Below are 21,952 nucleotides of genomic sequence, written 5' to 3'. Positions count from 1 at the left end.
TTTGTTTTTTGTTCTTGGTGCTATTTGCAGGCTTAGCGCTCTAATAGCGCCAATTTCCCCGGCTTACCATCCCACTCTGCGGAATCCGCCGGAGCCTCTTTCATCTCGGTGATATTGGGCCACACTTCTGACAGCTCGGCGTTCAACTCTAGAAACACTTCCTGCCCATCCGGGAGTTCGTCCTCGGAGAAGATGGCGTCAACTGGGCACTCCGGTTCACACAGGGCGCAGTCGATGCATTCATCCGGGTGAATCACCAGGAAGTTGGGGCCTTCGTAAAAGCAGTCTACCGGGCACACTTCAACGCAGTCTGTGTGTTTGCACTTGATGCAGTTTTCACCCACCACAAAGGTCATGGTTAGTTCTCCTGAAAAATGTATTCGTCATCCCGCGCAGAAATGACGCTGTTCTAAAACGCCGCGCATTATACCTTTTTCAATAATTCTTGCAGCTGATACAGCTCATCCAGAGCCTGGCGCGGTGTCAGGTTGTTGGGGTCAATAGCGGCGATGGCCTGGCGCAGTTTTTTGCCGCTGTCGTCACTAAACAGCTCGGCCTGAGCAGGCTGCAGCGGTGCTTTGGCCGGAGCCTCTGGTGTAACAGCGGCTACCGCCTGGTGGCTGCCGGATTCCAGAATTGCCAGTTCCTTGCGGGCCAATGCCAATACGCTGTTTGGCAACCCTGCCAGCTTGGCCACTTGAATACCGTAGCTCTGGCTGGCCGGGCCTTCCTGAATAGCGTGCAGGAACACAATGCTGTCGTTGTACTCGGTGGCGTCCAGGTGCACGTTGGCCACGTTGGGCATTTTTTCGGGCAGCGCGGTGAGCTCAAAGTAATGGGTGGCGAACAGGGTGAAAGCGCGGACTTGCTTGGCAAGGTGCACGGCGCAGGCCCAGGCCAGTGACAGGCCATCGAAGGTACTGGTACCGCGACCGATTTCGTCCATCAGTACCAATGAGCGATCCGTAGCGTTGTGAAGAATATTTGCAGTTTCGGTCATTTCCACCATAAAGGTGGAACGGCCACCGGCCAGGTCGTCAGAAGAACCAATACGGGTAAATATGCGATCCACCAAACCGATGGTGGCGCTTTCTGCGGGTACCGGCGAGCCGATATGAGCCAGCAGGGTAATCAGCGCCGCCTGACGCATATAGGTGGATTTACCGCCCATATTGGGGCCGGTGATGATCAGCATGCGGCGGTCATTGTGAAAGCTGAGGTCGTTGGCTACAAAGGGTGTATCCAGCACTTTTTCCACCACCGGGTGACGGCCCGCCTGAATGGCCAGCCCCGGTTCCTCACTGAGTTGCGGTTGCATCAGATTCAGGCTGTCACCGCGCTCTGCCAGGTTGGCCAGCACATCCAGTTCCGATACCGCAGCGGCACAGATTTGCAGCGGCCCTAACTGTTCGTTAAGCGTTTCCACCAGCGCTTCGTACAGGGCCTTTTCCCGCGCCAGGGCACGGCTTTTGGCAGAAAGGGCTTTGTCTTCAAACTCTTTTAATTCGGGGGTGATAAAGCGCTCGGCGTTTTTCAGGGTCTGGCGGCGAATGTACTCCGCTGGAGCTTGCTCGGAATTGGCTTTGGTGATTTCGATGTAGTAGCCGTGTACTCGGTTGTAGCCCACCTTTAAGGTGCTAATGCCGGTACGTTCGCGCTCGCGGGTTTCCAGTTGCACCAGATAGTCACCGGCGTTGGCGCTGATGCCGCGCAATTCGTCCAGCTCGCTGTCGTAGCCCTCGGCAATCACACCGCCGTCGCGAATCACCACCGGTGGATTGTCGATAACGGCTTTTTGCAGCAGGTCCACCAGTTCAGGAAATTCGCCGGCTTCCTGCGCCAGTTGCTCCAGTTGCGGGGCTTCGGTGGATTTCAGTTCGTTTTGCAGTTGCGGCAGTACCGCCAGGGAGTCCCGCAGGCGAGTGAGGTCGCGGGGGCGGGCAGAGCGCAGCGCTACTCGACCGAGAATACGCTCCATGTCCCCCACCTGGCGCAGCTGCTCCGCCAGCAATTCGTAGCGGTAGTTGTTACGCAGTTCGGCAATGGCCTGCTGGCGACCCACCAGAATTTGCAGGTTGCGCAGTGGGCGGTTGAGCCAGCGCTGCAGCAGGCGGCCACCCATGGCGGTGTTGGTGTTGTCCATCACCGCCAATAGTGTGTTGTCGATGCCGCCGCTGAGATTGCTGTCAATTTCCAGATTGCGGCGGGTAGCGGCGTCGAGAATTACGGCGTCGTCGCGGTTCTCCACGGAGATACCGCGAATATGGGGCAGCTCGGTGCGCTGGGTGTCTTTGGCGTATTGCAATAAACAGCCAGCGGCGCACACCGCCAGTTGCAATTCCTCGCAGCCAAAACCGCTCAAGTCATGGGTGCCAAACTGGCTGCACAACAAGCGCTGGGCGCTGTCGCTGTCAAATTCCCAGGGTGGACGGCGGCGGGTGCCGGAGCGTTGTTCAATAGAGTCGATGGCGGGAAATTCTTCGCTGAGCAACAGCTCTGCCGGGCTCAGCCGTTGCAGTTCACCCAGCAGGCCTTCACTGCCGATGACTTCCTGCACTTGCAGGCGGCCGCTGCCGATATCCAAAGTGGCAATGCCAAAGAATTCCCCCTGGCAGGCCACCGCTGCCAACAGGTTATCCCTGCGTTCTTCCAGCAGGGCTTCATCGGAAATGGTGCCGGGGGTAACAATACGTACTACCTTGCGCTCCACCGGCCCCTTGCTGGTGGCCGGGTCGCCAATCTGCTCGCAGATGGCCACGGAGACACCCTGTTTCACCAGCCGTGCCAGATAGCCTTCCACCGCGTGGTAGGGCACTCCCGCCATGGGAATGGGGTTGCCACCGGATTTACCCCGAGCGGTAAGAGTCACATCCAGCAGTTGGGCGGCTCTTTTGGCGTCGTCAAAAAACACCTCGTAGAAATCCCCCATGCGGTAAAACACCAGCTCGTTAGGGTGTTCGGCTTTGATGCGCAGGTATTGCTGCATCATGGGGGTGTGTTGTTCTAGGGTTTTGACGGTCATGGAGTGTCTAACTGAGTGGTTACGGCAAAAGGGAAATTCTACGGGATAGGGGCGCGGGAAAAAACCGCAAATGCGGGTTTTGGGGAGGCAGTGATTTCTGAGCCACATTTCAGTGATGAAGGGTGACTCAGAATCAATCACACGGAGCTGCTGGGTTCCTGAACAGCAGCTTTGGGACGCAACCGGCGCAGGCGTTGTAGCCAGTCGTCGCTGATGGCGTACAGGGCTGGTACCAGCAGCAAGGTGACAAAGGTGGCAAAGGCGACGCCAAAGGCCAGGGATATCACCGTGGGCAACAGGAACTGCGCCTGGATGGAGCGCTCTGCCATCATCGGCATCAGGCCGATAAAGGTGGTCAGTGAGGTGAGCAAAATCGGACGGAAGCGTTTAACCGCAGCCTGGGTAACCGCTTCAATGGCGTTTTTACCTTCCGCTCGCAGTCTGAGCACATAGTCCACCAGCACCAGGTTGTCGTTTACTACCACGCCCACGGCGGCGCCGATGCCAAAGTAGGAAAACAGCGCCATGGATTGCCCCATAATCAGGTGACCAAATACTGCCCCCATAAAGCCAAAGGGGATAGCGGTCATAATCAGTAACGGCAGCCAATAGGAGCGGAAGGCCACGGCAATCAGCGCGTACATCAGGAACAGCGCCACCAGGTAAAGGCTGGTGACCTCCTGAATAAATTCCTGCTCACCTTCTGCTTCGCCCACTGCACCGAGAATGATACCGGGGTGACGCTGTTTCCATTCCGGGAAAAAGTTGTCGTCCAGGTCTGTTTGAATCTGGTGGCGAATGTCGCCTTTCAGGCGGGCGCTGATAACGGCGGAACGGCGGCGTTCGCGGCGGTTGATGCGCTTGGAACCCTGCTCGTATTCCACTTCTGCTACCGCCAGCAGTGGCACCTGGCGGCCGTCTGCAGTGCGCACCCGAAAGTCCTGCAGGCTTTGCAGGCTGGTGCGGCTTTCTTTAGGGTAGCGCACCATCACCTTGACGTCGTTGCCGTTGCGGGGCAGGCGCTGCACTTCCTCGCCGTAGTAGGCCTGACGAACCTGCCGGGAGATATCTGCCAGGGTCAACCCCAATTTGCTGGCACCGGGTAACAGGGTGAAACGCAGCTCACGGGCGTTGCTTTGCAGGTCGTGGTGCACATCGTAGGCGCTTTCGTAACTGCGCAGGTGTTGTTGCAGATCCAGTACGGCGTTGCGCAGGGCATCCAGATCCGGATGGCTGACGGAGTACTGCAGATCCGGATCCTGATTGTTGGTGGTGTACTGCACGGTAATGTCGTCGGCGTCGGGAATCTCGCCAATTAGTTCCCGCAGGCGTTCGGCGGCTTTTTTGGCACTGAGGTCGCGCACATCCGGTGGTGCCAATTTAACGATGGCGATCACGCTGTCCCGGCGAGAGCGGGTGTACCAGTTTTCCACCAGTTCGCCCTGATTGTCCTCGGCCATGTCGTTAACTTCCTGCTCCAGCGCCTTTTCTGCATTTTGTAACTGGGTCAGTATTTCCAGCGCACGGGAGTAGGGGGTGCCGTCCGGCAGATCCACATTGATGATGATCTGTTCGCTCTCGATTTCCGGCATAAAGGAGAACTTCACCCAACCGGTATTGAACAGGCCAACACTGACAACAAAAAAACCAAAAAACACGCTGGCGGTCAGGTAGCGGTGTTTCACCGCGCTGTTGACCCAACGCTGGTAACGGCCGGTGGCCAGTTTGGTAATGCTGTGCTCCACTTTGTATTGCAAACGGGTAAAGCGGTTGCGCTGTTGCTGTTCGTGACTGCGGGGTTGCAGTTTGCGCAAGTGAGCCGGGAGAATAAAAAACGCTTCAATCAGCGAGAACGACAGTGCCGCCACGATAATGATGGATATCTGGCGGGTGATCTGTGCCTCCACCCCGGAGATAAAAAACCAGGGCATAAAGGCTATCATGGTGGTGAGTACCGCATACAGAATCGGTTTGGCCACCAGCTGGGTGCCGAGAATCGCTGCTTTGCTGGAATCAGGCTCGGTTTTGCCCGCCTGGTGAATGCTCTCGCCCACCACAATGGCATCGTCCACCACAATCCCCAGTACCAGCAAAAAGGCAAAAGTGGAGAGGATGTTGAGGGAAACATCGTTGGCGGGCAGTAGGGCAAAGGCACCGGCGTAGGCGGTGGCAATGCCCACGGTTACCCACAGGGCCACTTTCGGGCGCAGGGTTAAAAGCAATACCAGGAACACCAATATCAGGCCATAGCCTGCGGAGCCGATAATGGTGTTCATGCGGTCTTCGTAGAGGGTGGCAGCGTCCCACCACAGGGTTAAGCCAACCCCTTGCGGCATTCTCTTTTTGGCGCCATCCAGCCATTCGTTGACCGATTCGCTGGTTTTGACCACGTCCATGTTCTCCGTGGTCATTACCTGAACCAGTATGGCCGGTTCGCCGTTGAGGGTAGCGAGGATTTCATTGTCTTCAAAACCGTCGATAACCCGTGCCACGTCTTTCAGGTAGACAGTGCCGCCGCTGGCGCCCTGGCGTACCACAATGGCTTCGAAATCCATCTGATTATTGGCCAGGTTGCGGGCGCGCAACTGCAAGTCGCCGGTGGCGGTGCGCACCTGGCCGGAGGATAGATTGATGGAATGGCTGCGAATGGCGTTGGCCACGTCGTCGAAGGTAAGCCCGTAGCGACTCATGGCCTGCTCAGACAGTTCGATGGACACTTCTTCCAGGCGGGTGCCAAACAAGTCGACAATGGCCACGCCGGGCAAAACCGTCATTTCCTGACGAATTTGCTCCGCCAGGCGCTTTAGCTGCCGCTCGCCTACCTGACCGTGTACGGCAATACGAATCATCTCTTCCCGGGTGACAAACTCCCGCACCACCGGGCGTTCGATATTGCGCGGAAACGAGCTGATGGAATCCACTCGCAGTTTGATGTCGTTGACAAACTGGGCCATATCCACGTCGTTCTTGGCAATAACGGATATCTGGCCAAAGCCTTCGCTGGCGGTGGAGCGCAGGCGGTCGATGTTGTCCATATCCGACAGCGCTTCTTCCACCCGGATAACAATTTGTTCTTCCACGTCCTGAGTGCCGGCACCGGGCCAGGGCACGGTTACCTGCACCAGTGGTACCCGCAAGGTAGGGAAGATTTCCCGCTCCATGCCCAGGTAGCCGAGTATTCCAGAGAGCACGATGCCCACCATCATCAGGTTGGCAGCTACCGGGTTTTTCGCCCACCAGGCGATTGCCCTGTTCATCGCGCACTGACTCCGTTGCTGCCTGCGGCGCTGTTATCCGGAGAGCTGGAGGCAGGCTGCAGGTTATCCACCGGGTTGATCAACATGCCGTTGATAGGGTCCTTGATGGGGGATATCACCACTCGTTCGCCCGCTTCCAAACCGTCGCTGACAATCACTTGGTTGTTGAGGTGGCTGAGCACATCGATTTCCCGTATTTGCAGGCGATCATTCTCAATCACGTAGATGGTGTTGCCGGAATGCAGGGCGGCGCTGGGGATCACGTGGGCTTCAATGGTTTTACTGTCGATGGTGGCGGAAACGAACAGCCCTACAGCAAACGGTTGCCCGGACTGGCTGGCAGAGGCCGGGCTGTAGGGCGCTTTGACCTCAGCCACCCCGTGAATCAGCCGGGTTTGCGGGTCAATAGTGGCTTCGATACGTACCAGGCGGCCGTACCATTGGTGGTTTTGCCCAGCCAGCTCTGCCTCAAAGCGCACTTCCGGGCCATTGTTGTTGGCTTGATAGCCAATGGGCAGGTTCAGCAAGGCCAACTGCTCGTCAGTCAGGGGCAAGCGAACTTCCGCCACATCGGTGGCAAACACTTTGCCGAGGCGGGTTCCGGCGCTGACAAATTCTCCAATTCCTGCTTGCTTCTCCAGTACTCGCCCGTTGAAGGGCAGGCGGATACGGGTACGAGCCAGGTTTTCCTGGGCCTGACGCAAATCGGCCTGTGCTGCCAACAATTCTGCCTGGGCATTTTTCAGTTGTGGGATTTTCAGGCCCAGTGGGGTATGGGGTTTTCCCTTCAGCTCAGTTTTGGCCACTTGGGCTTCGGCTTCCCGCTGTAGAATCTGTACTTCAGCGGCGGTGACTCTGGCTTGAGCGCGGGTCACCGCGTGTCGGTAGTCAGCATCGTCGATTCGTATCAGTACCGTATCCGGTGTGATTGCGCCGCCCCGCACGAATTGGCTGGACACTTCCTGAATACGGCCGCTGACTTCGCTGATCAGGTCAATTTCTGTACGTGGCTGCACCTCGCCACGGGTTTGTACCTGCAGTACCGTAGGCTGGAATTTGACGGTTTCCACAAAGGCGCTCAAAGGCCGATCTGAGTCGTCTTTTTTCTCCGGCTCTGGCTTAAACGCGTTAAGTCCGCCGACAACAACGGCGCTCACAGCCAATACAGCGATTGGCAGGATGATTTTGTGTGCTCGTTTCACGATGTGGGTGCCCCTGTTTCCCTTACAAGTTGCGGTCTGAATGCATTGTGCTCTGTAGACGAACGACAACTGCGTTGCCTCAACCTCTATAGACGCACCGACTGACGGTTTTGGATGCAGGGTGCTGAAAAAAATTACAGACAGTGATTGGGGAAAAATGTCATTGGCGGTTTTGAACAAAGTATCGATAATGTGGCCATGCCTGAATTCGGTTACAACTTGGCCAAACAGCTTGGCGATGCACTGTTGCGTCGCGGATGGCGAGTCACCTGTGCAGAGTCTTGCACCGGGGGTGGTGTCTCCAGTGCCATTACCGCAGTCGCTGGCAGTTCCCAGTGGTTTGATGGCGGTGTGGTCACTTATTCAAATCGGGTGAAGTCTGGATTACTGGGAGTGCCCGATACGATGCTTGAGACAAATGGCGCCGTTAGCGAAGCCACCGTTTGCGCAATGGCTGAAGGAGTTTTGGAGCTGATGAATACAGATGTGGCAGTCGCTGTCAGTGGTATTGCGGGTCCGGATGGTGGCACACAGGGCAAGCCAGTGGGAACTGTCTGGTTTGCCTGGTGCAGCAAAAACAGTCGACATGCCGAATGCCGTCATTTTATTGGGGATCGTCAACGGGTGCGTCAGCAGGCAGTAGAAGTGGCTCTGAGTGTGTTACTAGAGATGGTGACGTCATCCTCTTAAAAATTATACTGTATGACTATACAGTCAATGGTTTTTGATTTATATTGGCTTGCAGATATAAAGCTGATTATTTATACAGTATTTTTCAGTGTTGCGATTTAAACAGTTTTGAGCGAGGTAACGGAAGTGGACGCAAATAAAGAAAAGGCACTACAGGCGGCGCTAGCGCAGATTGATCGCCAGTTTGGCAAGGGCACCGTAATGCGTATGGGGGAGCGGGAGCAGGTGGCTATCCCAAGCATATCTACCGGTTCTCTGGGGCTGGATGTGGCCCTCGGCATCGGTGGATTGCCCAAAGGGCGCATTGTGGAAATTTATGGCCCGGAGTCCTCCGGTAAAACCACACTTACCTTGTCGGTGATTGCCGAGGCTCAGAAAAAGGGTGGTACCTGTGCTTTTATCGATGCAGAACACGCTCTTGATCCCATTTATGCGGAAAAGCTTGGGGTTAATGTAGACGATTTGATCCTTTCCCAACCGGATACCGGTGAGCAGGCACTTGAAGTGACCGATATGCTGGTGCGCTCCGGTGCCATTGATGTGTTGGTAGTAGATTCTGTAGCCGCACTGACGCCCAAAGCGGAAATTGAGGGTGAAATGGGCGATCACCACGTGGGCCTTCAAGCCCGCTTGATGTCCCAAGCACTGCGCAAAATTACCGGCAACATTAAGAACGCCAACTGTCTGGTGATCTTTATCAACCAGATTCGGATGAAAATCGGCGTGATGTTCGGCAACCCGGAAACCACCACTGGTGGTAACGCTCTGAAGTTCTATTCCTCTGTGCGCCTGGATATCCGCCGTATCGGTGCGGTGAAAGAGGGCGATGAAATCATGGGTAACGAGACCCGTGTGAAGGTGGTGAAGAACAAGGTATCGCCACCCTTCAAGCAAAGCGAATTCCAGATACTCTATGGCAAGGGCATCAACCGCCAAGGTGAAGTCATTGATATGGGCGTTAAGCTGGGCTTGGTGGACAAAGCCGGAGCCTGGTATTCCTACAAAGGCAGCAAGATTGGCCAGGGCAAGAACAACGCCTGTGAGTACCTGCGGGAAAACCCTGAAATTGGCCAGGAGATCGAAGGGGCTATTCGCAGCCAGTTACTGAATGCCACAACCACCAGCGAAGAAGACCAAGGGCCGGAATTGGTGGACTGAGCAAGGAATAAGTAAAGCCCCGCACTGCGGGGCTTTTTGTTTTGAGGTGGGTGTAAATGGCCTATAACGAATCTGCAAATACTGATAGGGCGGTGGTTCGATTGACGGCGATGAATCTGTTGGCTCGTCGTGAGCACAGTCATCGTGAATTGCAGCAAAAGTTGGTGGCTCGCTATGGGGCTCAGTCACCTTTTGAAGAGGTATTGGAAGAGCTTCGCGAGCAGGGTTTGCAGTCGGATGAACGTTTTGCCGAAGCGTTTTTTCGCAGCCGTTGGCAGCGTGGCCAAGGCCCCTATAGAATCAGTAGTGAGCTTAAACAACGGGGTATTGCACAGCCTTTGATCGACCGCTTTATCAATGATGAGTGTGTGGACTGGTTTGAGCGAGCAAGGGACGTGGCCTGTCAGCGCTTTCGTAGTAGTGCGCCGGGCGATCAAAAAGAGTGGGGTAAAAGAGCGCGTTTCCTTCAGTACCGAGGCTTCAGTTCAGAGCAGGTACGCTATGCTTTGGAGTCAGAAGACTGAGCCCGGCCGGTTATGCAGTAGGCACAGTCAACGAATCCCTATACACTGCCGTTTTCTACGCTGAATAACCCATTTGGAGATCGGACGTGTCTTTGCTCTACAAGAGCTATCGCTTGACTCTTTTTGTTGCTGCACTTGCCATTGGACTGTTAAACACAGTGATGGCTTCGGAAGTGGACGAGTTGCCCAGTGATTACGACCTTGACCCTAAAAAATGGGGTATCAACAGTGGCTGTATTCGCACCAACCGTATTCGCAGTATGAATTTTGTCAGTGATCAGAGTGCGGTACTCAAAGTCTCCGGTAAAAAATACATATTGATGACGCTATCACGCCCTTGCCGTGGTGTTCAACGGCGGGGTGTTTCCTATGAGTCGCGTACAGGCCGCTTGTGTGCCCGTTTCGACCGCATCGTATCTTTGGAAACAGGTATTAGCTGCCAGATCAAGAGTTTTGACCCCTACCTGTTGCCCGATGAGCCTGAAGTTGTAGATGATGAATAAAAGCCTTGGTTATTTATGGTGTTGCTTGGCAATGCTCGTTGTGGCGAGCCCTGTTTTAGCGGAGGCACAGACACAGGTTCTCCCCGGCGTTGTTGTTCAAGGGCAGCTACGGCAGGGTGGCCTTTTGGTTGGCCAGGTTGAAACAGGATATCGGGTACGCCTGGAATCTCGTGAACTATTGCTTGGCTCAGCTGGCCAATTCATCGTCGGCCTTGGTCGCGATGCTGAACCTCAGGTGACACTGAGTTCCGTTTCACCCTCGGGCAAAGTGGTTTCAAAAGCGTTCCCCGTTGCCCAGCGAGAATACAAGGTACAGCGAGTCGATGGTGTCCCATCACGCACAGTCAACCCGCCTCCCGAGGTACTGGAACGTATTCGTGAAGAATCCGCCCAAGTCCGTAAAGCTCGCCGTAGCCAAAGTGAACAGGAAGATTTTCTGGCGGGTTTTAGCTGGCCCTTGAAGGGTACCATCACCGGTGTGTATGGCAGTCAGCGGATCTACAACGGTGTCCCTAAAAATCCTCACTACGGCATTGATATTGCTGCACCCAGCGGTGAGCTGGTTTATGCGCCAGCTCCTGGTGTGGTGAACTTGGTGCACCCGGATATGTACTTTTCAGGTGGCACCCTTATCGTCGATCATGGTCATGGCCTTTCATCAACATTTATTCACCTGAGTGAGTCGTTGGTGTCGGTGGGTGATGTTGTCGCTGCTGGTGATGCCATCGCCCGGGTTGGCTCTACTGGCCGTTCCACAGGACCTCATTTGGACTGGCGTATGAATTGGTTTGATGTTCGTATCGATCCCCAATTGGTATTAAAGGCGCTGCCGAAGTAGTGGCAGTCGTGGTGTTACTGCCCGCTTTCCCGTAAAATCCGCATCTTCTTTCTGGTAGCTAATATTTCCCTGCTTCCTACTACGTGAAGCTAGGGATGGTAGGTCATTCTATGGACAAAAAACTACTGAGTATTTTGGTGTGTCCGGTCAGCAAAGCACCTTTGGAATACGATCGTGAAAAACAAGAGCTGGTGTGCAAAGCCAGTGGCCTTGCTTACCCCATAAGAGATGGTATTCCGGTGATGCTGGAGTCGGAAGCGCGCCCACTCTCCACCGATGAAAAACTGTCGTAGGTGAGCCATGGCTGAGGAAACCCTGTTTACCAAGATTATCAACCGCGATATTCCCGCTGATATTCTTTACGAAGATGAACACTGTATCGTTATCAACGATATTGCGCCGCAGGCACCGACGCACCTGCTATTAATTCCCAAAAAGCCCATTCCGCGACTGGTGGATGCCAACAGTCACGACAAGGCATTGCTGGGCCACTTGATGCTAGCGGCAGGAGAGGTGGCCAGACAGGCGGGCGTTGGTGATGCGTTTCGATTGATAGTGAATAATGGCGAAGGTGCAGGCCAAACCGTTTTTCACTTGCACTTGCACATACTGGCAAACAAGGAAGCGGGCAACAGCGCGTTTTCCGAAGACCAGTTGGGCTTTTGAATTTTTGGCCATAGGCCATCCCCTGATTTTAAGGATCGACCACTGATGAAGAGCGCAGAAATACGCGATGCCTTCCTGAATTTTTTCCGTGACAAGGGCCATCAGGTTGTAGACAGCAGCTCCCTTGTACCGGGCAACGACCCCACATTGTTGTTTACCAACGCCGGCATGGTGCCGTTCAAGGATGTTTTCCTCGGCGATGAAAAGCGCAACTACACTCGCGCCACCAGCTCTCAGCGTTGCGTGCGCGCAGGCGGCAAGCACAATGACTTGGAAAACGTTGGCTACACGGCTCGCCACCACACCTTTTTTGAGATGTTGGGTAACTTCAGCTTTGGTGATTATTTTAAACGCGATGCCATTGAATACGCTTGGGAGTTTTTGACCAAGGTGCTGGGCTTGCCGCCAGAACGGTTGTGGGTCACGGTGCATGTATCCGACGATGAAGCGGCGGATATTTGGTTGAATGAGATGGGTGTCAGTCCAGAGCGGTTTTCCCGGTTGGATGAGGATAACTTCTGGCAGATGGGTGACACTGGCCCTTGTGGACCCAGTTCGGAAATTTTTTATGACCACGGCGCAGATGTGCCCGGTGGGCCTCCTGGCAGTGAAAACGACGACTTAGACCGCTACATTGAGATCTGGAATTTGGTGTTTATGCAGTATCAGCGTTCTGCCGATGGCACCATGACCCCACTGCCCAAGCCCTCTATCGATACCGGTATGGGCTTGGAGCGTATCGCGGCAGTGATGCAAGGGCAGCACAACAACTACGATATCGACCTGTTCCGCAATTTGATTGCTGCCGCCTCAGAAGCCACTGGCGAAAAAAATCTGGAGAACAAAGCGCTGCGAGTTATCGCCGATCACATTCGCTCGTCGGCGTTTCTGATTGTGGACGGCGTACTGCCCTCTAACGAAGGCCGTGGTTATGTGCTGCGCCGCATTATTCGCCGTGCATTGCGCCAGGGCCATAAATTGGGTGTTAACGAGCCGTTTTTCTACCGGTTGGTCAGTTCGTTGGTGGCTGAGATGGGGGCGGCTTACCCGGAGCTGGCGAGCAAGCAGGGGCAGGTGGAAAAAGTGCTCAAGGCCGAAGAGGAGCAATTTGCCAAGACTCTGGATAAAGGTATGGCTGTACTCGAGCAAGCGCTTAAAGGCCTTGCGGAAGATGAGCTGCCAGGCGGTGTGGTGTTTCAGTTATACGACACTTATGGCTTCCCCACCGACCTGACCAACGATATTTGCCGCGAACGCGGTTTGGGTATCGACCTGGACGGTTACCAGCGGGAGATGGAAGCGCAAAAAGCCCGCGCCCGCGCGGCCAGTAACTTCTCTGTGGATTACAGTGCATCACTGAATCTTGAGGGGATTACCGAATTTGCCGGTTATCAAGAACTGCAGCAGCAGGGCACTGTTACCGCCCTGTTGGTAGATGGAAACCCGGTACAGCAGCTGGATGTCGATCAGGACGCTATCGTTGTTCTCGATCGCACGGCATTTTATGCAGAAGGTGGTGGTCAGGTGGGTGACAGTGGCTACCTGGAGCTGGCCAATGGCCGCTTTGAAGTGCGTGACTGCATCAAACAGGGCAGCAACCATTTGCACGTGGGCGTTTTATTGCAGGGTTCTGCGCAAGTCGGCGACACAGCGACCAGCTCGGTAAGTGCCGCGGTGCGCAATGCCACTACCTTGAATCACTCGGCAACGCACTTGTTGCATGCCGCGTTGCGCCAAGTGCTGGGCGATCACGTTACCCAACAAGGCTCTTTGGTAAATGCGGAACGCCTGCGTTTTGACTTTTCCCACTTTGAAGCGATGACCGCCGAGCAGGTCAAAACGGTTGAGCAGTTGGTTAACCAGCAAATACGTCAAAATAGCCCGGTGACTGCCGAACTGATGACCATGGATGCCGCCAAGGAAAGTGGCGCCATGATGCTGTTTGGTGAAAAGTACGGGGAAGAGGTCCGCGTACTGACCATGGGTGGCGGCTTTTCTGTGGAGCTGTGTGGTGGTACTCACGTAAATCGCACTGGCGATATTGGTTTGATGCGCATTACCGCAGAGTCCGGTATTGCTGCCGGTGTACGCCGTATCGAGGCCGTTACCGGTGCCGGTGCCATGGCTTTGTTTGATCAATTGGAAGAGCGTCTGCATTCAGTAGCAACTACCGTTAAAAGTTCAGTAGCCACGGTAGAAGATAAGGTTTCCCAGCTGGTGGAAAAAAACCGTGAATTGAGCAAAGAGTTGGATACTGCCAAAGCCAAGTTGGCCAGCTCAGCGGGTGGTGACCTTGTCGGTCAGGCTAAAGACGTGGCTGGGGTAAAAGTTTTGGCTGCGGTTGTTGAAGGCGTTGATGGCAAAGCATTACGAGACCTGATGGACCAAGTCAAATCCAAGTTAGAAAAAGGCGTCATCCTGTTGGCCGCCGTAGATGGTGAAAAAATCACCTTGGTGGCTGGTGTGACCAAGCCGGTAACTGACCAAGTGAAAGCCGGTGACCTGATGAAATTCGTTGCCGGCCAGGTCGGCGGCAAAGGCGGTGGTAGGCCGGATATGGCTCAGGGTGGTGGTACGGATGTATCTGCACTGCCGGTGGCTATTGACAGCGTATTGAGCTGGGTAACTGACAAATTGCAGTAAATGTTGGTCAATTTGTATTTGAATATTAACTTTTGCATCAATTTGCTGTTTAATCGGCTCCTTTTTGTAAACTATTGTTCATAAAGCCACAGGGTTTTATTTAGAGAATGAGTTTAATTGTTCAAAAGTACGGTGGTACATCGGTTGGCTCAGTAGAGCGCATTGAAGCGGTGGCCGATAAAGTGGCGGATTTTCATCGTCGCGGCAACGGTATGGTGGTGGTGTTATCTGCCATGAGTGGCGAAACCAACCGCTTGATCGGCCTGGCACGGGAAATACATCACGAACCCACCCCTCGGGAAATGGATGTGCTGGTTTCCACCGGCGAGCAGGTCACCATTGCCTTGCTGTCTATGGCGCTGCACAAACGCGGCTGCGATGCCCGCTCTTATACCGGTTCGCAAGTACGTATTTTGACGGACGGTGCCCATACCAAGGCACGAATTGAAGATATTGATGTCCATCGTATGAAGGACGATCTCGACCGCGGCAGAGTGGTGGTGGTCGCTGGTTTCCAAGGTACCGATGCCGAGGGCAATATCACCACCCTTGGGCGTGGTGGCTCAGACACCACTGCGGTTGCACTGGCCGCTGCCCTCAAGGCCGATGAGTGTCAGATTTACACCGATGTGGACGGTGTGTATACCACCGATCCGAGGGTGGTGCCCAATGCCCGTCGCCTGGAAACGGTGACCTTTGAAGAAATGTTGGAATTGGCCAGTGAAGGCGCCAAAGTACTGCAAATCCGCTCTGTTGAATTTGCCGGTAAATACAAAGTGCCACTGCGCGTGCTGTCCAGTTTTGGTGAGGGCGGCGGTACCCTGATTACCTTTGAGGAGAAAGAAGAGATGGAAAAACCGGTTGTCACCGGCATCGCTTTTAATCGTGAAGAAGCCAAAGTCACCGTTCGCGGTATTCCCGATCACCCTGGTGTTGCCTACAACGTATTGGCCCCTGTAGGAGAAGCTGGGGTAGACGTTGATGTGATCTGTCAGAACGTTGCAGAAGATGATGCACCGGCTTCTTTGACCTTTACGGTGAGTCGCGGCGAATTGCCCAAAGCCAAGGCCGTGGCTGAACGAGTGGCTAAAGAGCTGCAAGCCAAGGCTGTTGAAACCGATGACCAGATCGCTAAGATATCAGTGGTGGGTGTGGGTATGAAATCCCACTCCGGTGTTGCCTCCACGATGTTTAAGGCTTTGTCTGATCACAATATCAATATTCAACTAATCACCACGTCTGAAATCAAGATTACGGTAGTGGTTGAAGAGAAATACCTGGAGTTGGCGGTGCGCGCGTTACACGATGCTTTTGAGCTAGAAACCCCAAGTAACGCCGCATAGCACGTCACTCAAGCAGTGCTTTTAGATATTGGCACTGAAATCCAGTTTTGGGAATGGGGAGCGATTAGCCCCTTTTCTGGAAGGGTGGCCGGTATATAACAATACAACAGCCGGTCAATAAACGCATGCGGTGTGGACACCGCAGGAAGCAGTATAGGAGCTAAACCATGTTAATTCTCACTCGTCGAGTTGGTGAAACCTTGGTAATCGGTGATGATGTCACCGTTACTGTATTGGGTGTTAAAGGCAACCAGGTTCGCCTGGGTGTTAATGCCCCCAAAGATGTCTCGGTACACCGGGAAGAGATCTATCAGCGTATCCAGCAAGAAAAAATGATGCAGGGGCAGTCCTGAATCGGGTATTTTGACTGTTGCTGATAGTCGAACAAAGGCGAGGAAGAAATTTCTCGCCTTTGTTGTTTTTCAGAGCTATCTTTATGAAAACAAAAAGCCCGAATCAACAGATTCGGGCTTTTCGATTTATGGCGGTGAGCCAGGGATTCGAACCCTGGATACGGATCAACGTATACACCCTTAGCAGGGGTGCGCCTTCAGCCACTCGGCCAGCTCACCTTATTGTTAATTTCGTTTACGAGCACTAAATTTCAACATCCGGATGCTTGCAAAACGAGGGCGGCATAATACCACAACATAAGGAAATTCAAAGGGGTAGTTCTAACAATTCTTGAAGCAGCAATGAGGAAGAGGGTGCTGTCTCAGGTAGAATAATTTTCCCTTGTATTTACTATAAAAAAAGACCCCAGCTCTTGCGAGTTGAGGTCTTGTTTTATGGCGCACTCGGAAGGATTCGAACCTTCGACCGCTCGGTTCGTAGCCGAGTACTCTATCCAGCTGAGCTACGAGTGCGTGGTTGAGGTCGCGTACTATAGGGATCTGGGTTCTGTCCGTCAAGCCTTCAATTATAAAAAATAACAGTAATTTATGGCTCTTTATGTTGGCCTTGTGGTAGACGGATTTTAGTGTGAATCAGGTTTGTTTAACTGGTTATAAGGTTAGTAGGCGTTTTTGCCTACAAAGCCTTTTACTACTGTCTGAGCGATGATTTTCATGTCTAGCCAAAGGCTCCAATTACGAATGTACTGCAGGTCGAATTCTATGCGTTTTACCATTTTTTCAACGGTATCTGTTTCGCCCCTCCAGCCGTTAATTTGCGCCCAGCCGGTAATGCCTGGTTTTACTTTATGGCGCAGCATATAACCGTCAATCACTGACCTATAGGCTTCGTTATGAGCCACTGCATGAGGCCTTGGGCCTACAATCGACATGTGGCCTTGAAGGACATTGATGAATTGAGGGAGTTCATCCAATGAGGTACGTCTGAGTAGGCGACCGAGTGGGGTGATACGAGTGTCATGACGGGTTGCCTGAACGACTTTGTCGCCATTCTCCTGAACTCTCATTGAGCGAAACTTCCAGACATTAATCGCTTCGCCGGCTAGACCGTAGCGAGTTTGTTTAAATAGCACTGGGCCTGGAGACGTCACTTTGATGGCTGTTGCAATGAGTGCCAGCAATGGAGAGATCAGAATTAAAATGGCAGAGGATATGATCAGGTCTTCCATGCGCTTCATCCACCCACCAAAACCTTCGATAGGCGTGTCGTGTATGCTGAGCAGCATGGTGTCACCTACTTGGTGCCAGCGTGAGTGCAGCAGGTTATACACAAAGAAATCTGGAACCAGATGCACCGTCGCCGTTGTGTCTGATAATGCTTTCAGAACACCGGCGATACGCTCTTGTGCTTTCATGGGAAGAGCAATGTACACAATGTCAATTTCACCTCTCTTCGCTCTTTCTACTAGCTCAGCTGACGAGCCAAATCTAGGCAGTTCTCCATTGGCTAGTACATAATCGCTTTCGCTGATGTCGCGTTTGGTTATTCGGTCATCGTAGAAGCCGGTAACACGAATTCCGTAGTGAGGGTTCTTGGCTTGATCCGCCGCGAGCCTCAGCCCAGATTCAGTCAGGCCTAGTATCGCGGCTGTGCGGGTATTAAAGTCGTGTGCTCGGCAGTAACGCAGCACGACGCGTAGCACGTAGCGCCATGTGCAGAGTATTACCAGTGTGGTGGAAAACCAATAGCCGACTGCGAGCCGCGAAAAATTCTCGGTGACTTTTATGGCAAAGCCAATACCCAGCAACAGAACACACACTAATATCCAACTGGTGGCCGTTAAGGTGATCATTTGACGGAAGCTGCCAGAGCGCCATGAGCGATACAGCTGCATTGACTCGGCGATATAGGTGAAAAAGCCAGTGGCCAGCAAGCCGGCAATAAAGCAGCTCTGGCTGATCTCTTGCATAAAGATTTTGCAGCATATCAACCAAATACCAAAGATAAGTGCACTATCGATAAGTCGATAAAACACCGAAAAGCCACTTTGGTAAAAACGGATCCAATCTTGCTTCATTTTCTGTTGTTCTTGCTGATTCGGCCTTAAAGGTAGCGTTATTTTGTTTCAGGGTTGTGTAAATGGGGCATTTGCAGCCCGCAGACTCTCGAGAAAGATCACACCCAATCGTTAAGAGTTAGCCATTAACACTTTGAGAACGCTGTTGTATCAAAATTATGAACGAAATCACAAAAATTGATGGTTTTATAGCCTTAGGCGGTCGAACTGGTAGACGAGTGAATCGTATTTGGTAGAAAAAACCAAGGTTTACAGGTGAGTTGGTGATGTTTGCTGGCCTACCTTTGGCTGTGCACAGGCACTTCCAGTGTCTCCTTTAGTTGCTCCATGACCACATAGCTGGTGGATTCTTGAACCCCAGGCAATTTTAACAAAGTTTCTCCAAGAAAAATGCGGTATGCACTCATGTCAGCGACTCTAGCCTTGATCAAATAGTCGAAGTTGCCAGTGACTAGATAGCACTCCTGCACTTCGGGGAGCGCTACTGCGGCTTCGCGGAACTCGGCAAATTTTTCTTGGGAGGTTCGATAGAGGCGAATCTGCACGAAGATAACCAGTGCTGCATCCAGAAACTCGGGATTGATCAGGGCGGTGTAACCGTTGATAACACCTTCCTTTTCAAGGCGACGTACTCGATCGATACAAGGGGTGACTGATAGCCCTACATGGCGAGCCAGCTCGGTATAACTGATACGGCCATCCTTTTGCAGCAGTTTGAGGATATTGCGATCAATTTTGCTTAGCTCTTTGGCTCTCTTTTTCATAATTTTCTGTAATTTTGTTTTTCGACAAAGAATTTTATGTTTTCAGTGAGCTAATAATAAAATATTTTTCTGTTTAGTGCGTATAATTTTTTAAAACTTATCGCCTGACGTGCTGTCCCTGATACGTCTTAATGTGAATTTGCTACAAGCTAGGAGCCTTCCATGTTGATTGGTGTACCCAAAGAAATTAAGAACCACGAATACCGTATTGGTCTGACCCCGGCATCGGTCAAGGAATTGGTGCGTAATGGCCACCAGGTGTTGGTTGAAAACAACGGCGGTGCTGCGATTGGTTTTGACAATAGTCAATATGTGCAGGCTGGTGCTGAAATCGTTAATGGTCCTGAAGAGATTTTTCAGCGCGCCGAGATGATTGTGAAGGTGAAAGAGCCACAGCCCAATGAATGCGAAATGCTTCGCGAAGGACAAGTGCTGTTCACTTATCTGCACCTGGCTCCCGATCTGCGTCAAACTGAATTGTTGGTGAAATCTGGAGCCACTTGTATTGCTTACGAGACTGTCACTGATAATGCTGGCACCTTGCCGCTGCTGGCGCCGATGTCTGAAGTGGCCGGTCGCATGTCTATTCAAGCGGGTGCCCACCATTTGGAAAAAGCCCAGGGAGGACAGGGCGTACTTTTGGGTGGTGTTCCCGGTGTTGCCCCCGGCAAGGTCTTGATTATTGGCGGCGGTGTAGTAGGTACTAATGCCGCTTACATGGCAGATGGTATGGGGGCTGATGTCACTATCCTCGATCGCTCTGTGCCTCGTTTGCGGGAGTTGGATAAAGAGTTCGAGGGGCGGGTGAAATGTGTTTATTCCACCAATGCAGCTTTGGAAGAGTATGCACTGGACGCAGACTTGGTGGTGGGTGCTGTGTTGATTCCTGGTGCAGCGGCTCCTCGATTGCTCACCCGCGATATCATCAGCCGCATGAAAAATGGTTCCGTATTGGTGGATGTGGCCATTGACCAAGGGGGCTGTTTTGAAACCTCCAAGGCGACAACTCACGAGGAGCCCACCTACGTGGTTGATGGTGTGGTGCACTACTGTGTGGCTAATATGCCGGGTGGTGTGGCCCGTACTTCTACGATGGCTTTGAATAACGTGACACTGCCTTACACTCTTGAATTAGCGAATAAGGGTGCAAAGGCGGCAATGCTTGAAGATCAGCACTTGCTGAACGGTCTCAACGTTCACAAAGGGCAAATCACCTACGAAGCAGTGGGGGTAGCCCACAATATGCCTTTCGTGGATGCCCACGATGCCTTGAATGGCTAGTCTACCTTCAAGACGAAAAAACCGACGCGTAAATGCGTCGGTTTTTTTGTGGCTTCGCTCAGTCCGAATTAGACAACAGAACTCAGGGTAGAGCCTTTTACTACGCACTACTTTTGGGATTGCAGGTCAGCAGCAATTTTCTCGCTGAACGCCAACAGCGCCTCACTAAAGCCCTCCGCCAAAGCGCCGTAATCGTCGTTTGCCAAAGGGGCAGTAAAGGTATCCAGCTGGGTGCTTGTTGCGCTGTTGTTATCCTTTGTATCCAGCAGACTCCATTGCACTTTGAGTGTGGCGCTACCGGACACTTTGTCCATGGTCAGTACATTGATTGCCACCCGGTAACGGGGTTGCTGACTTTTCTGCCAGGGATGCACGACCAATTGGCTGGAGCCGGTCAGGGTGGCCAGGTTTTCCAACAGGGTGCGTTCTATGCTGTTTTGCAGAGGTTCGCCCCAGCGGTGAAATTGCTCCAGGTTGAGCTGGCCAGGCTGTGCACTGACGGTAATCTGTGGGCGGTTCAGGTATTCCGCTACGTTTACCGGGCCAATGCCGATGGAGCAATCGCAAGGGTGCTCAGCACTACTGGCCTTACTGCTTAACAGGTAATAATTGCTCTGCGGGGTATTGCTGCAAGCGGCTGTCAGAGCAGCCAAAAAAAGAATCAGGTATTTCATTGTTGGTTTTTCCCTTGCAGTAAGGATTCCGGTTCTCGTTCCAGTGTCTCAGCCAACAAACGCATGGCACGAGCACTGCGCTCCAGCTCGGCTGCAGCTCGGGTCATTTGCTGCAGCATGGGGGAATCTTCCGACAGTACATAGGCGGCGTTGGCAGAGGCCTGGTCAATGTTATTCATGCTGGTGGCAAAAGTATCCAGACTCTGTTGCAGCGAGGATGACATGGTGGGCAGTTCTCGGTTGATGCCTTCCAGTGTGGTATTCAGTGTTTGTAGTGTTGGCTTGATATCGCCGGCCACTTCGTCAATTTTAAATTCCAGGTAATCCGCCAAACCGTGATAAGCCGCCAGGGTGGTATTGATGTTTTTGGTCAATTCCTGGGTATTGCGGTCGTTAACCAGTTTGTCGATGCCGTTGAGGGTGGTGGTTAACCGCGAGCTGATTTGCTTGAGGTCGATCTGTTGCAGGTCTTCCGAAATTGCTTCCAGATCACTGGGTACAGTGGGGAACTGGGGGTACTCAGTGTCTATATCCACCAGTCGAGGGGGGGTATCCGGGTAGTAATCTACCTGAACATATACCAGCCCGGTGAGCAAGCTCTGCAAACGCAATTGGGCTGCCAGCCCACAACTTTCCAGGCCGCGAATTTCCCCCGGTGTGCCCACTTGGTGCACTCGATCTTCGCGGATAGCAACAGTGATGAAATTGAGAACCTTGAAGGTCTCAGTTTCGATATTGACGGTGATGTCTGTTACCTCGCCAATGGTGACGCCTTTGAGGGCCACGGGAGCGCCGATACTCAAACCGTCTACGGAGCTTTCATACACCAGGGTGAAATGACGCCGTTCAGAGCCAAACGCACCATCGTTGATAAACACCGCCAACAGGCCCGCCAGTATGGCAGCACCGACAATAAAGCCACCAATGGCGACGTATTTGGGGTTGGCACTCATAAA

19 protein-coding genes and 2 tRNA genes are annotated in these 21,952 nt (G+C 53.0%); 11 read left to right on the top strand and 10 right to left on the bottom strand.

Annotation, left to right across the window (positions count from 1 at the left end; genetic code table 11):
- Positions 1-32 precede the first annotated feature (32 nt).
- From KFE80_04595 to KFE80_04580, 4 genes are all read right to left on the bottom strand, one after another.
- Positions 33-356 (bottom strand): ferredoxin family protein, encoded by a 324-nt coding sequence (locus tag KFE80_04595; GenBank protein UTW46177.1) that lies wholly within the window; start codon positions 354-356, stop codon positions 33-35.
- A gap of 68 nt (positions 357-424) precedes the next feature.
- Complete coding sequence (gene mutS / locus KFE80_04590; GenBank protein ID UTW46624.1) at positions 425-2,989, bottom strand: DNA mismatch repair protein MutS; 2,565 nt, start codon at positions 2,987-2,989, stop codon at positions 425-427.
- Between the two features lie 170 nt (positions 2,990-3,159).
- Positions 3,160-6,279, bottom strand: a complete 3,120-nt coding sequence (locus KFE80_04585) for an efflux RND transporter permease subunit (protein UTW46176.1) — start codon at positions 6,277-6,279, stop codon at positions 3,160-3,162.
- Positions 6,276-7,451: an efflux RND transporter periplasmic adaptor subunit gene (locus KFE80_04580; protein ID UTW46623.1), complete on the bottom strand. Its 1,176-nt coding sequence runs from the start codon at positions 7,449-7,451 to the stop codon at positions 6,276-6,278. Before KFE80_04580 ends, KFE80_04585 begins: the two co-directional genes overlap by 4 nt.
- Positions 7,452-7,679: 228 nt before the next feature.
- Here KFE80_04580 and KFE80_04575 point away from each other — a divergent pair, with 228 nt between their 5' ends.
- The 10 genes from KFE80_04575 to csrA all read left to right on the top strand — a co-directional run bounded on the left by KFE80_04575 (position 7,680) and on the right by csrA (position 16,199).
- On the top strand, positions 7,680-8,171 hold the full coding sequence (locus tag KFE80_04575) for a CinA family protein (protein UTW46622.1): 492 nt from the start codon (positions 7,680-7,682) through the stop codon (positions 8,169-8,171).
- Between the two features lie 126 nt (positions 8,172-8,297).
- Entirely contained in the window at positions 8,298-9,329 is a 1,032-nt protein-coding gene (gene recA / locus KFE80_04570; protein UTW46175.1) for a recombinase RecA, read from the top strand.
- Between the two features lie 56 nt (positions 9,330-9,385).
- Positions 9,386-9,853 (top strand): regulatory protein RecX, encoded by a 468-nt coding sequence (locus tag KFE80_04565; protein ID UTW46174.1) that lies wholly within the window; start codon positions 9,386-9,388, stop codon positions 9,851-9,853.
- Between the two features lie 86 nt (positions 9,854-9,939).
- The gene (locus KFE80_04560; GenBank protein UTW46173.1) at positions 9,940-10,356 is read left to right on the top strand and encodes a hypothetical protein; all 417 of its coding nucleotides are present in this window, start codon (positions 9,940-9,942) and stop codon (positions 10,354-10,356) included.
- 31 nt (positions 10,357-10,387) lie between these two features.
- A complete protein-coding gene (locus KFE80_04555) occupies positions 10,388-11,194 on the top strand; it encodes a M23 family metallopeptidase (GenBank protein ID UTW46172.1) in 807 nt (268 codons plus the stop codon).
- Positions 11,195-11,304: 110 nt separating this feature from the next.
- Positions 11,305-11,487, top strand: a complete 183-nt coding sequence (locus KFE80_04550) for a Trm112 family protein (protein ID UTW46171.1) — start codon at positions 11,305-11,307, stop codon at positions 11,485-11,487.
- 7 nt (positions 11,488-11,494) lie between these two features.
- On the top strand, positions 11,495-11,860 hold the full coding sequence (locus KFE80_04545; protein UTW46170.1) for a histidine triad nucleotide-binding protein: 366 nt from the start codon (positions 11,495-11,497) through the stop codon (positions 11,858-11,860).
- Between the two features lie 45 nt (positions 11,861-11,905).
- On the top strand, positions 11,906-14,503 hold the full coding sequence (gene alaS / locus KFE80_04540; GenBank protein ID UTW46169.1) for an alanine--tRNA ligase: 2,598 nt from the start codon (positions 11,906-11,908) through the stop codon (positions 14,501-14,503).
- Between the two features lie 107 nt (positions 14,504-14,610).
- Positions 14,611-15,846 (top strand): aspartate kinase, encoded by a 1,236-nt coding sequence (locus tag KFE80_04535; GenBank protein UTW46168.1) that lies wholly within the window; start codon positions 14,611-14,613, stop codon positions 15,844-15,846.
- A gap of 167 nt (positions 15,847-16,013) precedes the next feature.
- Positions 16,014-16,199: a carbon storage regulator CsrA gene (gene csrA / locus KFE80_04530; protein UTW46167.1), complete on the top strand. Its 186-nt coding sequence runs from the start codon at positions 16,014-16,016 to the stop codon at positions 16,197-16,199.
- A gap of 129 nt (positions 16,200-16,328) precedes the next feature.
- Here csrA and KFE80_04525 read toward each other — a convergent pair.
- The 4 genes from KFE80_04525 to KFE80_04510 form a co-directional block, all read right to left on the bottom strand.
- Positions 16,329-16,418: transfer RNA gene (locus KFE80_04525), tRNA-Ser, on the bottom strand.
- A gap of 217 nt (positions 16,419-16,635) precedes the next feature.
- Positions 16,636-16,712 (bottom strand) — tRNA-Arg (locus KFE80_04520).
- 146 nt (positions 16,713-16,858) lie between these two features.
- Positions 16,859-18,277, bottom strand: a complete 1,419-nt coding sequence (locus KFE80_04515; GenBank protein UTW46166.1) for an undecaprenyl-phosphate glucose phosphotransferase — start codon at positions 18,275-18,277, stop codon at positions 16,859-16,861.
- A 278-nt stretch (positions 18,278-18,555) separates the two neighbouring features.
- The gene (locus KFE80_04510) at positions 18,556-19,041 is read right to left on the bottom strand and encodes an Lrp/AsnC ligand binding domain-containing protein (GenBank protein ID UTW46165.1); all 486 of its coding nucleotides are present in this window, start codon (positions 19,039-19,041) and stop codon (positions 18,556-18,558) included.
- Positions 19,042-19,203: 162 nt separating this feature from the next.
- On the opposite strand from KFE80_04510, the gene ald reads away from it, so the two are divergent.
- On the top strand, positions 19,204-20,322 hold the full coding sequence (gene ald, locus KFE80_04505; protein UTW46164.1) for an alanine dehydrogenase: 1,119 nt from the start codon (positions 19,204-19,206) through the stop codon (positions 20,320-20,322).
- A 107-nt stretch (positions 20,323-20,429) separates the two neighbouring features.
- Here the strand turns inward: ald and KFE80_04500 are convergent, their stop codons facing one another.
- Complete coding sequence (locus KFE80_04500) at positions 20,430-20,996, bottom strand: membrane integrity-associated transporter subunit PqiC (protein ID UTW46163.1); 567 nt, start codon at positions 20,994-20,996, stop codon at positions 20,430-20,432.
- Positions 20,993-21,949, bottom strand: a complete 957-nt coding sequence (locus KFE80_04495) for an MCE family protein (protein UTW46162.1) — start codon at positions 21,947-21,949, stop codon at positions 20,993-20,995. Before KFE80_04495 ends, KFE80_04500 begins: the two co-directional genes overlap by 4 nt.
- Positions 21,950-21,952 lie beyond the last annotated feature (3 nt).

Source organism: bacterium SCSIO 12696, from assembly GCA_024397955.1.
GTDB lineage: Bacteria > Pseudomonadota > Gammaproteobacteria > Pseudomonadales > Porticoccaceae > SCSIO-12696.
This window is presented reverse-complemented; position numbering and strand designations above follow the sequence as displayed.

Coding starts and splice junctions, on each gene's coding strand:
- KFE80_04535 (UTW46168.1), top strand. CDS start 14,611: ATGAGTTTAATTGTTCAAAAGTACGGTGGTACATCGGTTGGCTCAGTA.
- csrA (UTW46167.1), top strand. CDS start 16,014: ATGTTAATTCTCACTCGTCGAGTTGGTGAAACCTTGGTAATCGGTGAT.
- KFE80_04515 (UTW46166.1), bottom strand. CDS start 18,277: ATGAAGCAAGATTGGATCCGTTTTTACCAAAGTGGCTTTTCGGTGTTT.
- KFE80_04575 (UTW46622.1), top strand. CDS start 7,680: ATGCCTGAATTCGGTTACAACTTGGCCAAACAGCTTGGCGATGCACTG.
- KFE80_04550 (UTW46171.1), top strand. CDS start 11,305: ATGGACAAAAAACTACTGAGTATTTTGGTGTGTCCGGTCAGCAAAGCA.
- mutS (UTW46624.1), bottom strand. CDS start 2,989: ATGATGCAGCAATACCTGCGCATCAAAGCCGAACACCCTAACGAGCTG.
- KFE80_04545 (UTW46170.1), top strand. CDS start 11,495: ATGGCTGAGGAAACCCTGTTTACCAAGATTATCAACCGCGATATTCCC.
- ald (UTW46164.1), top strand. CDS start 19,204: ATGTTGATTGGTGTACCCAAAGAAATTAAGAACCACGAATACCGTATT.
- KFE80_04510 (UTW46165.1), bottom strand. CDS start 19,041: ATGAAAAAGAGAGCCAAAGAGCTAAGCAAAATTGATCGCAATATCCTC.
- KFE80_04595 (UTW46177.1), bottom strand. CDS start 356: ATGACCTTTGTGGTGGGTGAAAACTGCATCAAGTGCAAACACACAGAC.
- KFE80_04585 (UTW46176.1), bottom strand. CDS start 6,279: ATGAACAGGGCAATCGCCTGGTGGGCGAAAAACCCGGTAGCTGCCAAC.
- KFE80_04495 (UTW46162.1), bottom strand. CDS start 21,949: ATGAGTGCCAACCCCAAATACGTCGCCATTGGTGGCTTTATTGTCGGT.
- alaS (UTW46169.1), top strand. CDS start 11,906: ATGAAGAGCGCAGAAATACGCGATGCCTTCCTGAATTTTTTCCGTGAC.
- KFE80_04565 (UTW46174.1), top strand. CDS start 9,386: ATGGCCTATAACGAATCTGCAAATACTGATAGGGCGGTGGTTCGATTG.
- KFE80_04500 (UTW46163.1), bottom strand. CDS start 20,996: ATGAAATACCTGATTCTTTTTTTGGCTGCTCTGACAGCCGCTTGCAGC.
- KFE80_04555 (UTW46172.1), top strand. CDS start 10,388: ATGCTCGTTGTGGCGAGCCCTGTTTTAGCGGAGGCACAGACACAGGTT.